13 protein-coding genes are annotated in these 16,178 nt (G+C 61.0%); 3 read left to right on the top strand and 10 right to left on the bottom strand.

Annotated elements, in window-relative coordinates; translation table 11 throughout:
* Nucleotides 1-144 precede the first annotated feature (144 nt).
* Together ureG and aidB are read left to right on the top strand one after the other, a co-directional pair.
* Nucleotides 145-756 carry an urease accessory protein UreG gene (ureG, locus tag AGR2A_RS14085; protein ID WP_072494766.1) on the top strand — a complete coding sequence of 204 codons (612 nt, stop codon included), beginning with the start codon at nucleotides 145-147 and terminating at the stop codon, nucleotides 754-756.
* A 3-nt stretch (nucleotides 757-759) separates the two neighbouring features.
* Nucleotides 760-1,584, top strand: coding sequence for an AidB family quorum-quenching N-acyl homoserine lactonase (gene aidB / locus AGR2A_RS14080; RefSeq protein ID WP_072494765.1), 825 nt, complete (start codon nucleotides 760-762; stop codon nucleotides 1,582-1,584).
* A 68-nt stretch (nucleotides 1,585-1,652) separates the two neighbouring features.
* On the opposite strand, the gene AGR2A_RS14075 is transcribed toward aidB, so the two are convergent.
* A complete protein-coding gene (locus AGR2A_RS14075) occupies nucleotides 1,653-2,342 on the bottom strand; it encodes a Crp/Fnr family transcriptional regulator (RefSeq protein ID WP_004443275.1) in 690 nt (229 codons plus the stop codon).
* Between the two features lie 434 nt (nucleotides 2,343-2,776).
* Between AGR2A_RS14075 and AGR2A_RS14070 the strand changes: the two genes are divergently transcribed.
* A complete protein-coding gene (locus AGR2A_RS14070) occupies nucleotides 2,777-3,841 on the top strand; it encodes an IS5 family transposase (protein WP_080822424.1) in 1,065 nt (354 codons plus the stop codon).
* A 213-nt stretch (nucleotides 3,842-4,054) separates the two neighbouring features.
* Here AGR2A_RS14070 and AGR2A_RS14065 read toward each other — a convergent pair whose 3' ends face one another.
* From AGR2A_RS14065 to AGR2A_RS14025, 9 genes are all read right to left on the bottom strand, one after another.
* Nucleotides 4,055-7,375 (bottom strand): efflux RND transporter permease subunit, encoded by a 3,321-nt coding sequence (locus tag AGR2A_RS14065; protein WP_004443274.1) that lies wholly within the window; start codon nucleotides 7,373-7,375, stop codon nucleotides 4,055-4,057.
* A 13-nt stretch (nucleotides 7,376-7,388) separates the two neighbouring features.
* Nucleotides 7,389-8,585 carry an efflux RND transporter periplasmic adaptor subunit gene (locus AGR2A_RS14060; protein WP_072494764.1) on the bottom strand — a complete coding sequence of 399 codons (1,197 nt, stop codon included), beginning with the start codon at nucleotides 8,583-8,585 and terminating at the stop codon, nucleotides 7,389-7,391.
* A 500-nt stretch (nucleotides 8,586-9,085) separates the two neighbouring features.
* Nucleotides 9,086-10,078, bottom strand: coding sequence for an ABC transporter substrate-binding protein (locus AGR2A_RS14055; RefSeq protein WP_072494763.1), 993 nt, complete (start codon nucleotides 10,076-10,078; stop codon nucleotides 9,086-9,088).
* A 21-nt stretch (nucleotides 10,079-10,099) separates the two neighbouring features.
* The gene (locus AGR2A_RS14050; RefSeq protein WP_072494762.1) at nucleotides 10,100-10,972 is read right to left on the bottom strand and encodes an ABC transporter permease; all 873 of its coding nucleotides are present in this window, start codon (nucleotides 10,970-10,972) and stop codon (nucleotides 10,100-10,102) included.
* Nucleotides 10,969-11,844 carry an ABC transporter permease gene (locus AGR2A_RS14045; protein ID WP_072494761.1) on the bottom strand — a complete coding sequence of 292 codons (876 nt, stop codon included), beginning with the start codon at nucleotides 11,842-11,844 and terminating at the stop codon, nucleotides 10,969-10,971. Before AGR2A_RS14045 ends, AGR2A_RS14050 begins: the two co-directional genes overlap by 4 nt.
* Before the next feature lie 245 nt (nucleotides 11,845-12,089).
* Nucleotides 12,090-12,884, bottom strand: coding sequence for an ABC transporter ATP-binding protein (locus AGR2A_RS14040; RefSeq protein WP_072494760.1), 795 nt, complete (start codon nucleotides 12,882-12,884; stop codon nucleotides 12,090-12,092).
* The gene (locus AGR2A_RS14035) at nucleotides 12,881-13,315 is read right to left on the bottom strand and encodes an NUDIX hydrolase (protein ID WP_035210621.1); all 435 of its coding nucleotides are present in this window, start codon (nucleotides 13,313-13,315) and stop codon (nucleotides 12,881-12,883) included. Before AGR2A_RS14035 ends, AGR2A_RS14040 begins: the two co-directional genes overlap by 4 nt.
* A 2-nt stretch (nucleotides 13,316-13,317) precedes the next feature.
* Entirely contained in the window at nucleotides 13,318-14,775 is a 1,458-nt protein-coding gene (gene hydA / locus AGR2A_RS14030; RefSeq protein ID WP_072494759.1) for a dihydropyrimidinase, read from the bottom strand.
* Complete coding sequence (locus tag AGR2A_RS14025) at nucleotides 14,772-16,019, bottom strand: Zn-dependent hydrolase (protein ID WP_072494758.1); 1,248 nt, start codon at nucleotides 16,017-16,019, stop codon at nucleotides 14,772-14,774. The genes hydA and AGR2A_RS14025 overlap by 4 nt, the downstream gene beginning before the upstream one ends.
* Between the last annotated feature and the right edge of the window lie 159 nt (nucleotides 16,020-16,178).

Genomic DNA, 16,178 nt, shown 5'->3' with positions numbered 1-16,178 from the left:
CCGAGAGCCAGCCCCCTCACCGACCCTTCGGGCCACCTTCTCCCCGGCGGGGAGAAGAAACAAGTGGCATGATCCTTGCGTATATTTGAGCTGTTGAGTGGTTGTCGTAAGATTGGACCACAGCATAGTGAAGGGAACAGAGTGATGAAATCGGGTAATGGTCCGCTGCGCGTTGGGATTGGCGGGCCGGTGGGTTCCGGCAAGACGGCGCTGACGGAAAAGCTCTGCAAGGCGATGAGCGCCGATTATTCGGTCGCCGTCGTCACCAATGATATCTATACCAAGGAAGATGCCGAGGCACTGGTGCGCATGCAGGCGCTGCCTTCCGAAAGGATCGTCGGGGTGGAGACGGGTGGTTGCCCGCATACGGCCATTCGCGAAGATGCCACGATCAATCTGCAGGCGATTGCCGGGCTCAACCAGCGCTTTCCCGATCTCGACGTGGTCTTCATCGAATCCGGTGGCGATAACCTCGCCGCGACATTTTCACCCGATCTCGCCGATATCACCATCTATGTGATTTCCGTCTGCCAGGGCGAGGAAATTCCCCGTAAGGGCGGGCCGGGCATCACCCGTTCGGACCTGCTCGTCATCAACAAGAAGGACCTTGCGCCCTATGTCGGTGCCGATCTGACTGTCATGGACAGCGATGCGACGCGCATGCGCAACGCCATGCCCTTCGTGTTTACCGACATGAAACGGGGCGATGGCGTGGACCGCATCGTCGGTTTCCTGAAAGAGCAGGGCGGTTTCTGAAATATGACGATGCCCCGCCGTTTCGGCGCTTACGAAGTTTCCCGTTTTGTCGACGGTGTCTACAAGGCACCGGTCAGCCATCTCATTCACCGCCAGGGTGCCGAAGCGCTGGCTGCGGCCCTTGCCGGCCATCACGGCGAAACAGTGAATATGGACGTCAACTGCTTCACGCTTTCGGGACCTGAGGGCATCTGGCTGATCGATGCCGGCTGCGGCACGGCCTGGGGCGAGGCCTATGGCCATGCCCGTGCGGCTATGATTGCCGCCGGTATCCAGCCCGATGATGTCAGCCGTGTCATCCTCACCCATATTCACGGTGATCACGCGCTGGGCCTCATCGATGGCGACCGGCCTTATTTTCCCAAGGCGGAGATATGGGTGCCGGAGGCCGATCTTGCCTTTTTCACCGATGCAGAGGCGCGAAAGGCATTGCCGCCCGCCCGGCAGGGCGGTTTCGATCTGGCTGCCCGCCTGATCGATATTTGCGGCGCGATGTTGCGGCCGATCTCGGTGGGGACGGTTGCCGAGGACATAGAGGCAATCGCGGTGCCCGGTCATACGCCCGGACAGATGGCTTATCTCATAGGAAGAGACGATAAGCGGTTGATGTTATGGGGCGATGTGCTGCATGTCGGGGACATGCAGGCGGCCGATCCCGGAATTGCTTTTGTCTATGATATCGATTCCGAACTCGCCCATGCGACGCGTCTCGAAGCGTTGTCGGCGGCGGCTGACCATGGTTGGCTGGTGTCCGGCGGCCATCTCGGCGGCTTTTTTACGGTCGAGCGGCGGGGCGACAGTTTCGGTTTTATACCGCAGCCTGGATGACTTCCGTGCAATACCCCGAAGGGCGGAATGCCTGATGGCCTCCCGCCCTTCGTCCTCTCCCCGTATTTTCAGATCTGTTTCAGCGCCGCCACGTCATTGACCTGGACGATGCGACCGCGCACCGTGACGCCCGACTTTTTCAGGGTGGAGAAGGCGCGGGAGAGGGCCTCCGGCGCAAGGCCGAGCTTGCCGGCGAGCAGGCTTTTCTGGAACGGCAACCGCAGCGAGAAGGATGTCGCGTCGCGCGGGCCCTGATTGATGAGGTAATGGGCGACACGCTGCGGTGCCGTCTGCAGGCGGTCATTGGCAACGCAGTCCATGGCGGCCAGCAGGCTGTTGGACAGGCAGCGCATGACGGCCTTGGCGATGGCCGGTTCCTGATCGATCAGGCTGCGCAGCCTGGTGAGTTCGAAACGCGCCACGGTGCAGCTTTCCGCCGCCTGCGCGCTGTAACGATAGGTGTCGCTACCGAAGATCAGGCATTCATTGAAGGTATCGCCGGGGCCGCTGACGCGCACGTCCGCCTCGCGCCCGTGCCTGTCCAGCCGGTAGAGCCTGACGTAACCCGACAGCACGCAATAGAAATGCTGGGCCAGTTCGCCTTCCTTAAAAAGCACATGGCGGGCATTCACATTGGCAATGGTCGCCGCCTCCATCAGCTTCAGCGCCACCGCGTCATCCGCGATCCCGATCAAGGGCGCACGCAGCAGAATGTTCCTGTCCCTGTTGCTCAGCTTCACGGTCTTGTTCACGTCCATTCGGCTCCCGCTCAAACCTTTTGCCGGGCTGTCCGAAGCGATACGAAACCGGGGATGTTCCTTGCCCCTCACGCCCATCTGCACTGAACTCATCGCATTATCCTCGACCGGCAATTCCCGATGCGAGGGAGACTAGCAGTTCAGGTGGAAAGCGAATTGATTTCGATCAAACGGGGGTGCGGCCGTTGTGAGGAAGGAAATGATGGGGCTGCTCATGCTTCCAATCACAAGGGAAATATGGAGCGAGCGCGTGCGGCATATTTCTTCTCCCCGCCGGGGGAGAAGTCCGCGGCAGCGGGATGAGGGGGCGAGGGTCGAGATATCAGGAGAGCTTGCCCCCTCATCCCGCTGCCGCGGACCTTCTCCCCGGCGGGACCCGTTGCAAAATTCCGTGGTTGTGATTCACTCGGTCGAGGATAGCGGGCGAGGTTACGATGTCGGTGCGAGACAACAGGCAGTTCAGTTTCGTTGAGGCGCTGATGCCGCAGGCGAAGGGTTCCGGTCGGCTGGAGCGCTTGTCGGGCGTTGTGAAGTGGTATCGGTTCGAAAAGCTTCTGTCGCGTCTTCGTGATGAGAAAAGCGCCGGTCGTCCGGCCTATGAACCGCTGGTGATGTTCAAGGCCCTGCTGTTGCAGTCACTCTATGGGCTTTCCGACATGGAGCTCGAGGAGGCGCTTGGCGACCGGCTGTCGTTCAAGCGTTTCGTCGGCCTGACGCTTGAGGAGGCCGTTCCGGATCATTCCACGCTTTGCCGCTTCCGTAACCTTTTGATTGGCGAAGGTCTGCTGGAGAGGTTGTTTGGAGAACTCGACCGGCAGCTCGATGCCGCGGGCCTGATCCTGCGGCGCGGCACGATGCTGGATGCGACGATCATCGAAACGACGGCGTCGCGGCCACCCAGGGGGCGCAATGGTGACTTCGATGCGGCCGCTGGATTTGCAGATGGGCGCAAACCGGAAGAGCCGGATCATCCTGGTGCTGCCGGGAGCGATGAGCGGACAATCGATCCGGATGCCCGCTTTGTCCGGCATAAGGGCAAGCACGGCTCGGCCTATGGCTACAAGGCGCATGTCGGTGTCGATGAAGGGTCTGGCCTGATCCGCAGGATTATCACCACGCCTGCCAATGTGAACGATACGGTCGTCGCCGATCGGCTGATCGTCGGCGACGAGGCCTGCGTTCTGGCAGATGGGGCGTATCATACCCATGCGCGGGAGAAAGCCTTGAAGGCGAAAGGCATCAAGCCGCGGCTGATGCGCCGTCCGAACCGGCATCACCGCGTTCTGTCGCCGCGGCTTGCCCGGCTTAACCTGTTGATATCGAAACGGCGGGCGGCCGTCGAAACGACGTTTGCCACACTCAAGAACCGCATGGGGCTCGACGTGATCCGCTACCGTGGGCTGATCAAGGCCAGGGCGCAGGTGCTACTGGCAGCCATGGCCTTCAACATGCGCCGCTGGGTGACTTTGACAACACCTGCAAGGCCCCACTGCGCCTGAAAACCACCGAAAACATCCCCAACCCACCCAAAACCCGCCAAAGACAGAGGCGGGACGGGAAATCACGGCTGAAAATCTCCCGAAAGGGTCCCGTGATGAATTTTGCAACGGGTCCCGGCGGGGAGAAGAAACGATCCGCGATGTCGTGCTCTCCCAAAGTATATGGAAACGCCGGGCACATGACCCGGCGTCTCAATCTTCAAGCTGCAGCATTCACTCCGCGGCAAGCGGCGGCAGTCGCAATATATTGCTGCCCTTGTCCGCGGCCTTGTCGCCGCTGCCCTTTTCCATACTGGCCACCCGTGCCTCCAGCGAGGAAAGCGCGAGGCTGTTTTCGCGGGCGATCTCCGAGAGTTTCTCGTTGGAGAGGGCCTCTTCCTCCTCTTCCTTCTTGCCGACGAAACGGCCGAAGAGGTGGGCGAGCAGACGCGACAGGTCGTCCATGATCAGGAAGAAGGCCGGCACCACGATCAGCGACAGCACCGTGGAAACGATGATGCCGCCGATGACCGCAATCGCCATCGGTGCGCGGAACGAACCGCCTTCGCCGACGCCGAGCGCGGAGGGCAGCATGCCTGCCGACATGGCTATGGAGGTCATGATGATCGGGCGGGCGCGCTTGCGGCCGGCCTCCACCATGGCATGCACCCGCTCCATGCCGTGACGGCGCATTTCGATGGCGAAATCCACCAGCAGGATGGCGTTCTTGGTCACGATGCCCATCAGCATCAGAATGCCGATGAGAACCGGCATGGAGAGCGCGTTCTGGGTGATGATGAGCGCGACTGCCACGCCGCCGATGGCAAGCGGCAGCGAGAACAGGATTGTGAAGGGCTGGATCACATCCTTGAACAGCAGGATGAGCACGACCAGCACCAGCATCAGGCCAAGCAGCATGGCGTTGACGAAGCCCTGCTGCATTTCGCCCTGCACCTTGGCGTCACCGCTTTCGGCAAGCCGAACGCTTGCCGGCAGGTTGGTTTCCGAAACGATGCGCTTGAACTCGGCCGTCGACGTATCGAGCGCCGTGCCGAAAGGCACGTCCGAGCCGATGGAGACGACGCGGTTGCGGTCGTTGCGCTTGATCGAGCTCGGGCCTTCCGAGTAATCGATATCGGCCACGCTGTAGAGCGGCACCAGCGAACCGGAGGCGGTCTTGATCTTCAAGGCGCGGATGGTGGCGAGATCGCGGCGGGTATCGAGCGAAGCCTGCACGCGGATCGGGATCTGCCGGTCATCCAGCGAGATTTTCGTCAGCTGCGCATCGATATCACCGATGGTGGCGACACGCACGGTCTGCGAAATCTGCTGCGGCGTGATGCCCAGGCGGGCGATCTCATCCTTGCGCGGGCGGATCTGCAGTTCGGGACGGGGCAGAGCGCCTTCCGAACTGACATTGGCAAGGATGGGCGAAGCGCGCAGGCGGCTTTCGAGAATGCCCACGGCGTCGTTCAGATCCTTCTCGTTGGTTGAAAGGAAGTTGAAGGAAAGCTCGCGTTCCGCGCGGTCGTTCAGCTTGATGATGCGAACATCCGCAATGCCACGCACCTGCGCGAAAATATCCCGCTCGACATCCCATTGCGGACGTGTACGGCCCTTCTCCTCCAGCTTGGGAAGATATTGGCCTATGAGCGGAATGGAGCCGAGCCCCTTGTTCACGAGGGTTTTCAGCAGCGAGTGATCGATATGCTCAAGGATGACATTGACCGTGGCGCGGCGCAGCTCCAGGTCCCCCTTGGGCGAAGCGCCACCGAGGATGAAGACGCTTTCCACGCCGTTGATGTCACGGATCGCCTGGTAGATCTGCGTCGTCGTGCGGTCGGTCTCATCCAGCGTCGCATTGGGCGGCAGTTCAACGGACAGGGTGACGCGCGAGGCGTCATCAGGCGGCAGGAAGCTGCCGGGGACCTGGCTCAACAGCATCACCGAGGCGATGAGGAAGGCAATCGCTCCCAATAGCGTGAGATAACGCGCCCACCATTTCCGCGTGGTGGCGGTCACCATGCGCGTATAGGCCTTCATCAGCCTGCCGTCATTGTCGTGGTGATCGTCCATCGCGTCTTCGGCGCGCATCAGATAGGCCGCCATCAGGGGTGTGATGAGACGGGCCACTGCCAGCGAGAAGAATACCGAGAAGGCGACAGTGAGGCCGAACTGGATGAAATACTGGCCCGGAATACCCGGCATGAACGAGACGGGCACAAAGACGGCGATGATGGTGAAGCTGGTCGCGATGACGGCAAGTCCGATTTCATCGGCTGCTTCGAGGGCCGCGCGATAGGGCGTCTTGCCCATCTTGATATGGCGGGCAATGTTCTCGATTTCCACGATGGCGTCATCCACGAGAATACCCGTGGCGAGCGTAAGCGCGAGGAAGCTGACGAGGTTGAGCGAAAAGCCCATGATATCCATGATCCAGAAGGTCGGGATCGCGGAAAGCGGCAGCGCCACGGCGGCGATCAGTGTCGCGCGCCAGTTCCGGAGGAAGAGAAGGACCACGATAACGGCGAGGATCGCGCCTTCGATCAGCGTGTCGAGTGCGGCCTTGTAGTTGCCATAGGTGAAATAGACGGCGTCATCGACCATCTCAATCGAGACATCGGGGTGGTCCTTGCGGACCTGATCGAGACTTTGCGCGACGGTTTCGGCGACCGAAACCTCGCTCGCGCCCTTGGAGCGGAACACTGCAAAGGTGACGGCCGGATTGCCGTTGAAGCGCGAGAAGGACTTCTGCTCTTCATATGTGTCCGTAACCGTGCCGAGTTCGGAAAGCTTGACGAAGCGGCCGTTGGAAAGCGCAATCGTGGTGTTGGCAAGCTGGCTTACATCGCGTGTATCACCCAGCGTGCGGATGGTCTGCTCGTTGCCGCCCACCTGGCCGCGGCCGGAGCCGAGGTCGATATTGGTGCCGCGCAGCTGGCTGTTCACCTCTGTCGCGGTGATGCCATAGGCATCGAGCTTTTCGGGGCTGAGCGAAACGCGCACCTCGCGGTCCGCGCCGCCGTAACGGTCGACCTTGCCGATGCCGGACTGGCCCTGCAGCGAGCGCTTGATCGTGTCATCCACGAACCAGGACAGTTCCTCCAGCGTCATGTTCGGCGAAGAGACGGCGAAGGTCTGGATCGCCTGTCCCTCGACGTCGATCTTGCTGACGACGGGCACTTCGATATCGGAGGGAAGATCGCTGCGGATCTTGTCGATGGCGTCCTTGGTGTCCTGAACCGCTTCTTCCGTCGGTTTTTCGATGCGGAACACGACCGTTGTCGTCGATTGGCCGTCGACCACGGTGGACTGAATTTCGTCGACGCCACTGATGGCGGCAACGGCGTCCTCGATCTCCTTCGTCACCTGCATTTCCAGTTCGGAGGGCGAAGCCCCGCTCTGGGTCACGGTGACGGCGACGACGGGCACGTCGATATTCGGGAAACGGGTGATCGGCAGCGTATTGAACGCCTGCATGCCGAGCATCATCAAAAGCGCGAAGCCGAGAAGCGGCGCAATCGGGTTACGGATTGACCATGCGGAGAAGTTCATTTCATTCCCTCAGTCAGTTGGACGCAGCCGTCTGGGCTTCCACCGGTCTTATCCGGTCACCATCACGCACGAATGCTCCAGCTTTCTCGACAACCTTGTCTCCAGCGGCAAGGCCGCTGACGATCTCGATGAATCCACCGTCTTCTATGCCGGTCTCGATCTTCACCTGCTTGACGACGTCGCCCTCCACCTTGCGGGTGGTCGAGCCTTCACGCCCTGAAGTGACAGCCGAGAGCGGCAAGGCGAGCGCATTCGTCTCCTCGATCACGATCTCTGCGCTGGCATACATGCCCGATCGCGCCGGGCTGTTTTCCGGCAGCACCACATGAACGGAACCGAGGCGCGTCGTCGGATCGACGGTCGGCGAAACGAGGCGCACCTTGCCTTCTATTTTCGCTCTTCCGCCAGCAACCGTCAAATAGGCTTTCTGACCGACTTTCACGTTTTGAATGTCGGTTTCGGAAAGATCGGCAACAAGTTCGATGGCGCCGTCCTTGATAACGGTGAAAAGCGGGTTTCCGGCGCCGCTGGCAATCGCGCCCACCTTGGCGTTCTTGGCTGAAACGATGCCGGCGACCGGAGTTTTCACGCCGGTGCGCGTGAGCTTGAGATCGATATCGGCGATCTGCGCGTCAACCACCTTGATGTCGGCTTCGCCGGCGGAAACGGCCTGCTTGGCCGCATCGAGGCGAGCCTGCGCCACCTGCGCGAGGGCTTCGGTCTTTTCCGTTTCGGAAATGGAGCCTGAACCGGTCTGGCTGAGCTTGGCGGCGCGGTCGCGCTGGCGAAGGGCGTCGGCCAGATTGGCCTGCGCCTCCAGCACCTGCGCCTTGGACTGGGTGACGGAAGCTTCGGCCTTGGCCTTGTTGGCTTCGAGCTGGCTCTTTTGCAGGACGAGGCTATCGGAGGACAGGACGGCCAGAACCGCATTCGCCGCCACCCGGTCGCCGATATCGGCATTCAACGTGTCGATCGACAGGCCGTCGACCAGGGGCTGGACGTAGATTTCATCCACCGGGCGGATTGTGCCTGTCGCGATTACACGGTCCACGAGGTCGCGCTTTGCGACATGCGCGACGATGATCGAGGGCACGTTCTGCTGTTTCACCGGCGCCTGCGCCTCTCCCTCCGCGGCTGCTGGAAGGGGAAGCGCCGTTGCGGACAGAAGAAGAAGTAAAAGAATGCGGTTAAACGTGACTTTATGCTGCATATGTCTTGGCTCGCGCAATATCCGCTCACATGTCCTGCAGGCTGCGGCCCGTATCTTAAAAGGTCATGCGATGGCGAATGTGAAACAAGGGATCACAATACTCCCTTTTCGATCCTCCCGATTCGAACGCCCCTCAACGCGAATCTCAAGCACCTTTGCCCTGTGCTTTTTCTACAAGATCAAATTTGGCAGTCTTGTGGGCGGGACTGTAATTCTTGTTGTCGTGCAAATCAATCCGCATAGCCACGAGGGTTGATATACATTTTTGTATAGGCCGAGGTGTTGTAATTGATTTGATGGGTTACCAATGCGCGACGCGGCCTGGAATTCTGAGAACGCTTAATACGCCGTCATTCTCGGGCTTGACGCGGATCCAGGCACATCGCCGCAATCGAAACGTCGGTAGATCCTCGGGTCAAGCCTGAGGATGACGGAAGAGAGGTTGTCATTCAAGAAAATCGCGCGGTCATCGCCGCGCGATACAATCTTTTCGCCTGCGCCTACTTCAACGCAGCGTCGGTAATTTCGGTCGTATATGCGCCCGAGGGCTCCTTGGTGATAACGGGGTCGGAGCCGCCGCCGAGCAGGGTCTTTACTGTTCGCTCGTAATCCGCCTTGTCGAGAGCACCCTTCGAGCCGGCCGTCAGCTTTGCCACTTCGCCCATCATGCGCTTCTGGTGCTTTTCGGTCTGCGCGCCGGAGGCGTCGTTTTCGAGAACGATATCGGCGGCCTCGTCAGGGTTTTCCTCGGCCCATTTCCAGCCCTTCATGGAGGCACGGACGAATTTGACCATGTCCTCCTTGAACTTGGCGTCCTTCAGCTTGTCTTCGAGAACGTAGAGCCCGTCTTCCAGCGTCGCCACGCCTTCGTCTTCATATTTGAAGGTGACGAGGTCATCAGGCTTGATGCCGGCATCGAGGACCTGGCCATATTCATTATAGGTCATCGTCGAAATGCAGGCGGCCTGTTTCTGCAAAAGCGGATCGACGTTGAAACCCTGTTTCAGCACGGTAACGCCATCGGCGCCGCCGGTGGTCGGGATTTTCAGATGCGCCATCCACGACAGGAACGGATATTCATTGCCGAAGAACCAGACGCCCAGCGTCTTGCCCTTGAAATCCTCGGGCTTCTTGATGCCGGTTTCCTTCAGGCAGGTCAGCATCATGCCCGATGATTTGAATGGCTGGGCGATATTGACCAGCGGCACGCCCTTTTCGCGGGTGGCAAGCGCAGACGGCATCCAGTCGACGATGACATCAGCACCGCCGCCGGCCAGAACCTGCGCGGGCGCAATATCCGGGCCGCCCGGCTTGATATCGACATCGAGGCCCTCGGCTTCATAAAAGCCCTTGTCCTTGGCGACGTAATATCCGGCGAACTGCGCCTGGGTGACCCATTTCAGCTGAAGGGTGATCTTGTCGGCTGCCTGAGCGCTAAATGCGGTCAGCAGTGACGCCCCGGCAAGAAGCATGGATGCAAGTTTCATTTTCATCGCTGTTCCCTTTTTCGTTATTTACGTTCGTCCCCCACGGACGGACGGATGCCAGAAGGTGACGGCCCGTTCTGCGAGCGCCACAAGACCGTAAAAGCCCGAACCTGCGAGCGCCGCCACGGCAATCTCGGCCCAGACCATATCGACATTGCTGCGGCCCATTTCCGCCGAGATGCGGAAACCCATGCCGACGATGGGCGTGCCGAAGAATTCCGCGACGATGGCGCCGATCAGGGCGAGCGTGGAATTGATCTTCAGCGCGTTGAAGATGAAAGGCCAGGCGGCGGGCAGGCGCAGCTTTATCAGCGTCGGCCACCAGCCGGCAGCATAGGTGCGCATCAGGTCGCGCTCCATGTGGCTGGCGGCAGCAAGCCCCTGCACCGTGTTCACCAGCATCGGGAAGAAGGTCATGATGACGACGACGGCGACTTTCGACTGCCAGTCGAACCCGAACCACATCACCATGATGGGTGCGACGCCGACGACCGGCAGGGCGGAGACGAAGTTGCCGATGGGCAGAAGCCCGCGTTGCAGGAAAGGCGAGCGGTCGATGAGGATGGCGACGAGGAAACCGAGGCCGCAGCCAAGCACATAACCCGTCAGTACGGATTTGATGAAGGTCTGGCGGAAATCCGTCCAGAGGATCGGCAGCGAGCCGAGAAGGCGGGCGAGAATGGCGCTCGGCGCCGGCAGCAGGATGGGCGGCACGGAAAATCCGCGGACCACCCCTTCCCAGAGAACCAGAATGGCAAGGCCGAACAGCAACGGCACGGCGAGGCGGCTTATGCGTTTCGCGGTCTGGGAAATAAAGGCATGGCGTACCAGCCATTCGTTGAACGCCCAGGCGGCAAGCCAGAACAGGATAGCGCCGATAAACCAGCCGGGGTTCGTCATGGCCGTGCTCCCATTCGCTTGAGGACGGCGGCATGGGCGACGCCGATGATCGATACTAGAATGGCGGCGACACCGGCTGCCATGAACAGCGCCGCCCATATCTGCACCGTCTGGCCATAATAGGAACCGGAGAGCAGGCGCGCACCGAGACCCGCAACAGCGCCTGTCGGCAATTCACCGACGATGGCGCCGACAAGCGCGATGGCGATGGCGATCTTCAGCGATGTGAAGAGATAGGGCAGGGCGGCGGGCCAGCGCAGCTTCCAGAAGATCTGCGCTGGTGAGGCATTATAGGTGTGCATCAGGTCAAGCTGCAGGGTTTCGGGGCTTCTTAAGCCCTTCACCATGCCGACGACGATGGGGAAGAAAGAGAGATAGGTCGAGATCAGCGCCTTCGGCAGCAGTCCGGAAATGCCGATGGAGTTCAGGACAACGATGATCATCGGCGCGATGGCGAGAATGGGGATCGTCTGGCTGGCAATGATCCACGGCATGACGGAGCGGTCCATGGCGCGGTTATGGATGATCGCGACCGCCAGCAGGATTCCCAGCACCGCGCCGATGGCGAAACCGAGCAGCGTGGCCGAAAGCGTGACGCCGGCGTGGTAGACGAGGCTGCGCTTGGAGGTGACGGCCTTGTTGACGGTGGTATCCCAGAGTTCGGCGATGATCTGATGCGGCGCGGGGAGGACCGGGCGCTCCTGCGCGAAGGTTTGCGGCAGGAGTTCGAGGAAGCCCGGCGTCTGGCCAGCGCGGGTGGCCTGGTCGCGGGCGAAGGGCATGTTGAGGTAGATGACGGCGAGGTGCCAGAGAATGAGGATGGCGAGGAGGATGGCGAGGATGGGGAGGACGCGGTGGCGGAGGAGGGTCATGGGTTGGCCCTCAGTGGGTGAGGTTTATTTGCGCGTTGAGGGTGGGGCTTACCTCTAACTTGTGGGTGGAGCTTACCCCCTCTGTCCTGCCGGACATCTCCCCCTCAAGGGGGGAGATCGACTCGTGGTGGGGTCTCGCCCGTCTCAACGTTTGCGAATGAAGCGGTGGTCGCGCCTCTTGCCGATCTCCCCCCTTGAGGGGGAGATGCCCGGCAGGGCAGAGGGGGGTAATGCTGGCGCTGACCTCACCCCTCATAGCCATGCCCCGCCTTCAACCCCTCACGCACCCGATGCGCAATCGCCAGAAACTCCGGCGTCTCGCGAATTTCCAGCGGCCTTTCGCGCGGCAAAGTGGATTCAATCACATCGGTCACCCGGCCCGGCCGCGGTGACATCACGACGATCTTGGTCGAGAGATAAACCGCTTCCGGAATCGAGTGGGTGACGAAACAGATGGTCTTGCCGGTCGTATCCCAGAGTTTCAGCAGCTGTTCGTTCAGATGATCGCGTACGATCTCGTCCAGCGCGCCGAAGGGCTCGTCCATCAGAAGCAGGTCGGCATCGAAGGCGAGCGCACGGGCGATGGAGGCGCGCTGCTGCATGCCGCCGGAAAGCTGCCAGGGGTATTTCTTGCCGAAACCGTTGAGGTTGACGAGGTCCATTGTACGGTCGATGCGCTCGCGCTGCTCGGCCTTGCTGTAACCCATGATTTCGAGCGGCAGGGCGATGTTCTTTTCGATGCTGCGCCATGGATAGAGGGCGGCGGCCTGAAAGACGTAACCGTAGGACCGGTCCTTGCGGGCATTTTCCGGCGTGGTGCCGTTGACGGTGATGTCGCCTGACGTGTGTTTTTCCAGATCAGCGATGACCCGCAGAAAGGTGGTCTTGCCGCAGCCGGAAGGGCCGATGAAGGAGACGAAGTCGCCCTTTTTCACGTCGAGATCGACATTGGACAGCGCGTGAACCGAGCCGTCCCCCGTTTCGAAAGTGAGGCCCAGTTTTCTGGCGGAAACGACGGAGTAGGAAGAGGCCTGGTTCATCGCGGCTTGGTTTCACTTTCCGTAAGTGCGGCGCGCGCCAGCGGCAGCATCTGGGTTTCCGTCAGTCTGGCGATGGTGACGCCGGGGTTGCGGTCGAGATCGAGCCAGAGGACTTCCTCGATTTCCGCCTGCGGGGTGACCTCGGAATGAAGCCTGGCGGTAAAGGCATGGGCGACGACATCAGCGCCCGGCTCATTGGCGGCTTCCTCGCGAAAGACGCCCTCATAACGCGCGGCATTTTCGGGCAGCGTCAGGCCGATTTCTTCGGCCAGCTCGCGGCGAAGCGCCTGTTCCGGCGTTTCGCCCGGATCGATCTTGCCGCCCGGCTGCATGAACTGCGTGGTGCCGCGCTTGCGCACCACGAGCATCTGCCGCTTCTCGTTGAGCAGGATGGCGGCGGCGATGAGGATTTCGCGTTTCGGCTCGCTCATGATCACACGCCCGATGCCGGAATGCCCGTGCGTTCCACCTTGCGTGGCGATACGAGCTCCTTCCAGGTGGAAAGCGCCTGGCTGACGGCCGGATAGGGATCGCGGGCGATGAACTGGCCGTGGCCGGCCTGTGTCTCGATGGTGCCTTCCTCAACGCTCACCAGCCCGCGCGAGAGCGTGTAGCGCGGCAGGCCTTTTACCCTGTGTCCTTCGAACACGTTGTAATCGATGGCCGATTGCTGGTTTGCCGCACTGATGGTCTTTGTAAGCGCCGGGTCCCAGACAACGATATCGGCGTCGCTGCCGACAAGGATCGCGCCTTTTCTCGGATAGATGTTGAGGATCTTGGCGATGTTGGTGGAAGTGACGGCGACGAACTCGTTCATCGTCAGCCGGCCGGTTGCCACGCCATGGGTCCAGAGCAGCGGCATGCGGTCTTCCAGCCCGCCGGTGCCGTTCGGGATCTTGCGGAAATCACCGAGGCCGAAGCGTTTCTGCTCGGTCGTGAAGGCGCAATGGTCGGTCGCCACACATTGCAGCGAGCCGGAGGCGAGACCCGCCCAGAGGCTGTCCTGATGCTGACGGTTGCGGAAGGGCGGTGACATGACGCGGCGGGCGGCGTGATCCCAGTCGGGATTGGCATATTCGCCTTCGTCGAGGATCAGGTGCTGGATCAGCGGCTCGCCATAGACCCGCATGCCGTTTTGCCGGGCGCGGCGGATGGCTTCATGGGCCTGTTCGCAGGAGGTGTGGACGACGTAAAGCGGCGCACCGGCCATATCGGCGATGATGATGGCGCGGTTGGTGGCCTCGCCTTCGACGGAGGGCGGGCGGGAATAGGCGTGTGCCTCCGGCCCGACATTGCCTTCCGCCATCAGTTTTTCCTGCATCTGCGCGACGATATCGCCGTTTTCCGCGTGCACGAAGGGAATGGCGCCGAGCTCCGCGCAGCGCGAGAAGGAGGCGAACATCTCGTCGTCATTCACCATCAGCGCGCCTTTATAGGCCATGAAGTGCTTGAAGGAATTGATGCCCTTTTCCTGAACCACCGTCTTCATCTCGTCGAAGACCTGCTCGCCCCACCAGGTGACGGCCATGTGGAAGGAGTAATCGCAATTGGCGCGCGTCGCCTTGTTGTCCCAGCGTTGCAGGGCATCGAGAAGCGACTGCCCCGGCTCCGGCAGGCAGAAATCCACCACCATCGTCGTGCCGCCGGAAAGCGCCGCCCGCGTGCCGCTCTCGAAATCATCGGCGGAATAGGTGCCCATGAAGGGCATTTCCAGATGCACATGCGGATCGATGCCGCCGGGCATCACGTAACATCCGGTGGCATCCAGCACGGTGCCGCCGGTGATATCAGGGCCGATCTCGGTGATCCTGCCGCCCTCGATCTTCACATCGGCCTTGTAGGTGAGGTCGGCGGTGACGATGGTGCCGTTCTTGATGATGGTGGCGGTCATTCCACGATCTCCGCAGTCTCCAGCACGGCATGCAGCAGCACGTCGCAGCCGGCTTTTGCCCATTCGGGTGAAATTTCCTCCGCCTCGTTGTGGGAAAGCCCGGCCACGCAGGGGCAGAAGATCATGGTGGAGGGGGCGACTCTGGCCGTCCAGCAGGCATCGTGGCCGGCGCCGGAGATGATGCCCATGTGGCTGTAGCCCAGTCGTTCGGCGGCGGAGCGCACCCGGCCGACCAGCACGGGATCGAAGGTGACGGGGTCGAAATGGCCGATGGCTTCGATCGAGCAGCCGACGCCGAGTTCTTCGGCGATGGCGGGCACCTCGCGCTCGAAGATGGCGCGCATGCTGTCGAGCTTTGCCTGCGAGGGGGTTCTGAGGTCGATGGTGAAGACCACTTTGCCGGGCAGCACGTTGCGGGAATTGGGCGTGAAGATCATCTGGCCGACGCCGGCGACGGCTCCCGGCTGGTGAGCCATCGCCACTTCCTGCACCTTTTCCAGAATGCGGGCGGCGGCAAGGCCGGCATTAACGCGCATCGCCATCGGGGTGGAGCCGGTATGGGCTTCCTTGCCGGTCAGCGTCACTTCCAGCCACCAAAGGCCCTGGCAATGGGTGACGACGCCGATCTGCTTGTTTTCGGCCTCCAGGATCGGGCCCTGTTCGATGTGATATTCGAAATAGGCATGCATCTTGCGCGCGCCGACCTCTTCCTCACCCAGCCAGCCGATGCGTTTCAGCTCCTCGCCATAAGTCTTGCCGTCGGTATCCGTGCGGCTATAGGCGTAATCGAGATCGTGAATGCCGGCGAAGACGCCTGAGGCCAGCATGGCAGGCGCAAAGCGGGCGCCTTCCTCGTTCGACCAGTTGGTAACGACGATCGGGTGTCTGGTTTTGATGTTTAGATCGTTAAGGCTGCGCACGACTTCCAGACCGGCCAGCACGCCAAGCACGCCGTCATATTTGCCGCCGGTCGGCTGGGTATCGAGATGGCTGCCGATATAAACGGGGAGCGCGTCCGGGTCCTCGCCGGCGCGGGTGGCGAACATGGTGCCCATGCGGTCGACGCCCATCGTCAGGCCTGCCGCTTCGCACCAGCGCTGAAAAAGGCTGCGGCCTTCCGCATCCTCATCCGTCAACGTGCGGCGATTATTGCCGCCGGCGATACCGGGGCCAATCTTCGCCATATCCATCAGACTATCCCACAGACGGTCGCCATTAACCGTCAAGTTCTTACCCGCCGTCATGAAGTGTCGTCCTCACCTGTTTTGTTTTTATCAAAGCAAAGCTTGTGCCGTTCCCTTTTTTGCCGGTTAAGATAACAGCCATTGCCTTGTGGCGGCGATGATGGATAAATTGACCGGCTGGTAAACATTGCAAATTCGCGATGGCGTCAGCAAGGGAAT

Origin of the sequence: Agrobacterium genomosp. 2 str. CFBP 5494 (assembly GCF_900013495.1) — a bacterium.
Taxonomy (GTDB): domain Bacteria; phylum Pseudomonadota; class Alphaproteobacteria; order Rhizobiales; family Rhizobiaceae; genus Agrobacterium; species Agrobacterium pusense.
The sequence above is the reverse complement of the archived record's forward strand: the minus strand, read 5'-3'. Positions and strand labels throughout refer to the sequence as shown.

What these genes read in the sequence shown, in the direction of transcription:
- AGR2A_RS14075 (WP_004443275.1), bottom strand. Translation starts at nt 2,342, where the DNA reads ATGGACGTGAACAAGACCGTGAAGCTGAGCAACAGGGACAGGAACATT.
- AGR2A_RS14065 (WP_004443274.1), bottom strand. Translation starts at nt 7,375, where the DNA reads ATGAACTTCTCCGCATGGTCAATCCGTAACCCGATTGCGCCGCTTCTC.
- AGR2A_RS14025 (WP_072494758.1), bottom strand. Translation starts at nt 16,019, where the DNA reads ATGACGGCGGGTAAGAACTTGACGGTTAATGGCGACCGTCTGTGGGAT.
- AGR2A_RS14060 (WP_072494764.1), bottom strand. Translation starts at nt 8,585, where the DNA reads ATGCAGCATAAAGTCACGTTTAACCGCATTCTTTTACTTCTTCTTCTG.
- AGR2A_RS14045 (WP_072494761.1), bottom strand. Translation starts at nt 11,844, where the DNA reads ATGACCCTCCTCCGCCACCGCGTCCTCCCCATCCTCGCCATCCTCCTC.
- ureG (WP_072494766.1), top strand. Translation starts at nt 145, where the DNA reads ATGAAATCGGGTAATGGTCCGCTGCGCGTTGGGATTGGCGGGCCGGTG.
- AGR2A_RS14055 (WP_072494763.1), bottom strand. Translation starts at nt 10,078, where the DNA reads ATGAAAATGAAACTTGCATCCATGCTTCTTGCCGGGGCGTCACTGCTG.
- AGR2A_RS14040 (WP_072494760.1), bottom strand. Translation starts at nt 12,884, where the DNA reads ATGAACCAGGCCTCTTCCTACTCCGTCGTTTCCGCCAGAAAACTGGGC.
- AGR2A_RS14035 (WP_035210621.1), bottom strand. Translation starts at nt 13,315, where the DNA reads ATGAGCGAGCCGAAACGCGAAATCCTCATCGCCGCCGCCATCCTGCTC.
- AGR2A_RS14050 (WP_072494762.1), bottom strand. Translation starts at nt 10,972, where the DNA reads ATGACGAACCCCGGCTGGTTTATCGGCGCTATCCTGTTCTGGCTTGCC.
- hydA (WP_072494759.1), bottom strand. Translation starts at nt 14,775, where the DNA reads ATGACCGCCACCATCATCAAGAACGGCACCATCGTCACCGCCGACCTC.
- aidB (WP_072494765.1), top strand. Translation starts at nt 760, where the DNA reads ATGACGATGCCCCGCCGTTTCGGCGCTTACGAAGTTTCCCGTTTTGTC.
- AGR2A_RS14070 (WP_080822424.1), top strand. Translation starts at nt 2,777, where the DNA reads ATGTCGGTGCGAGACAACAGGCAGTTCAGTTTCGTTGAGGCGCTGATG.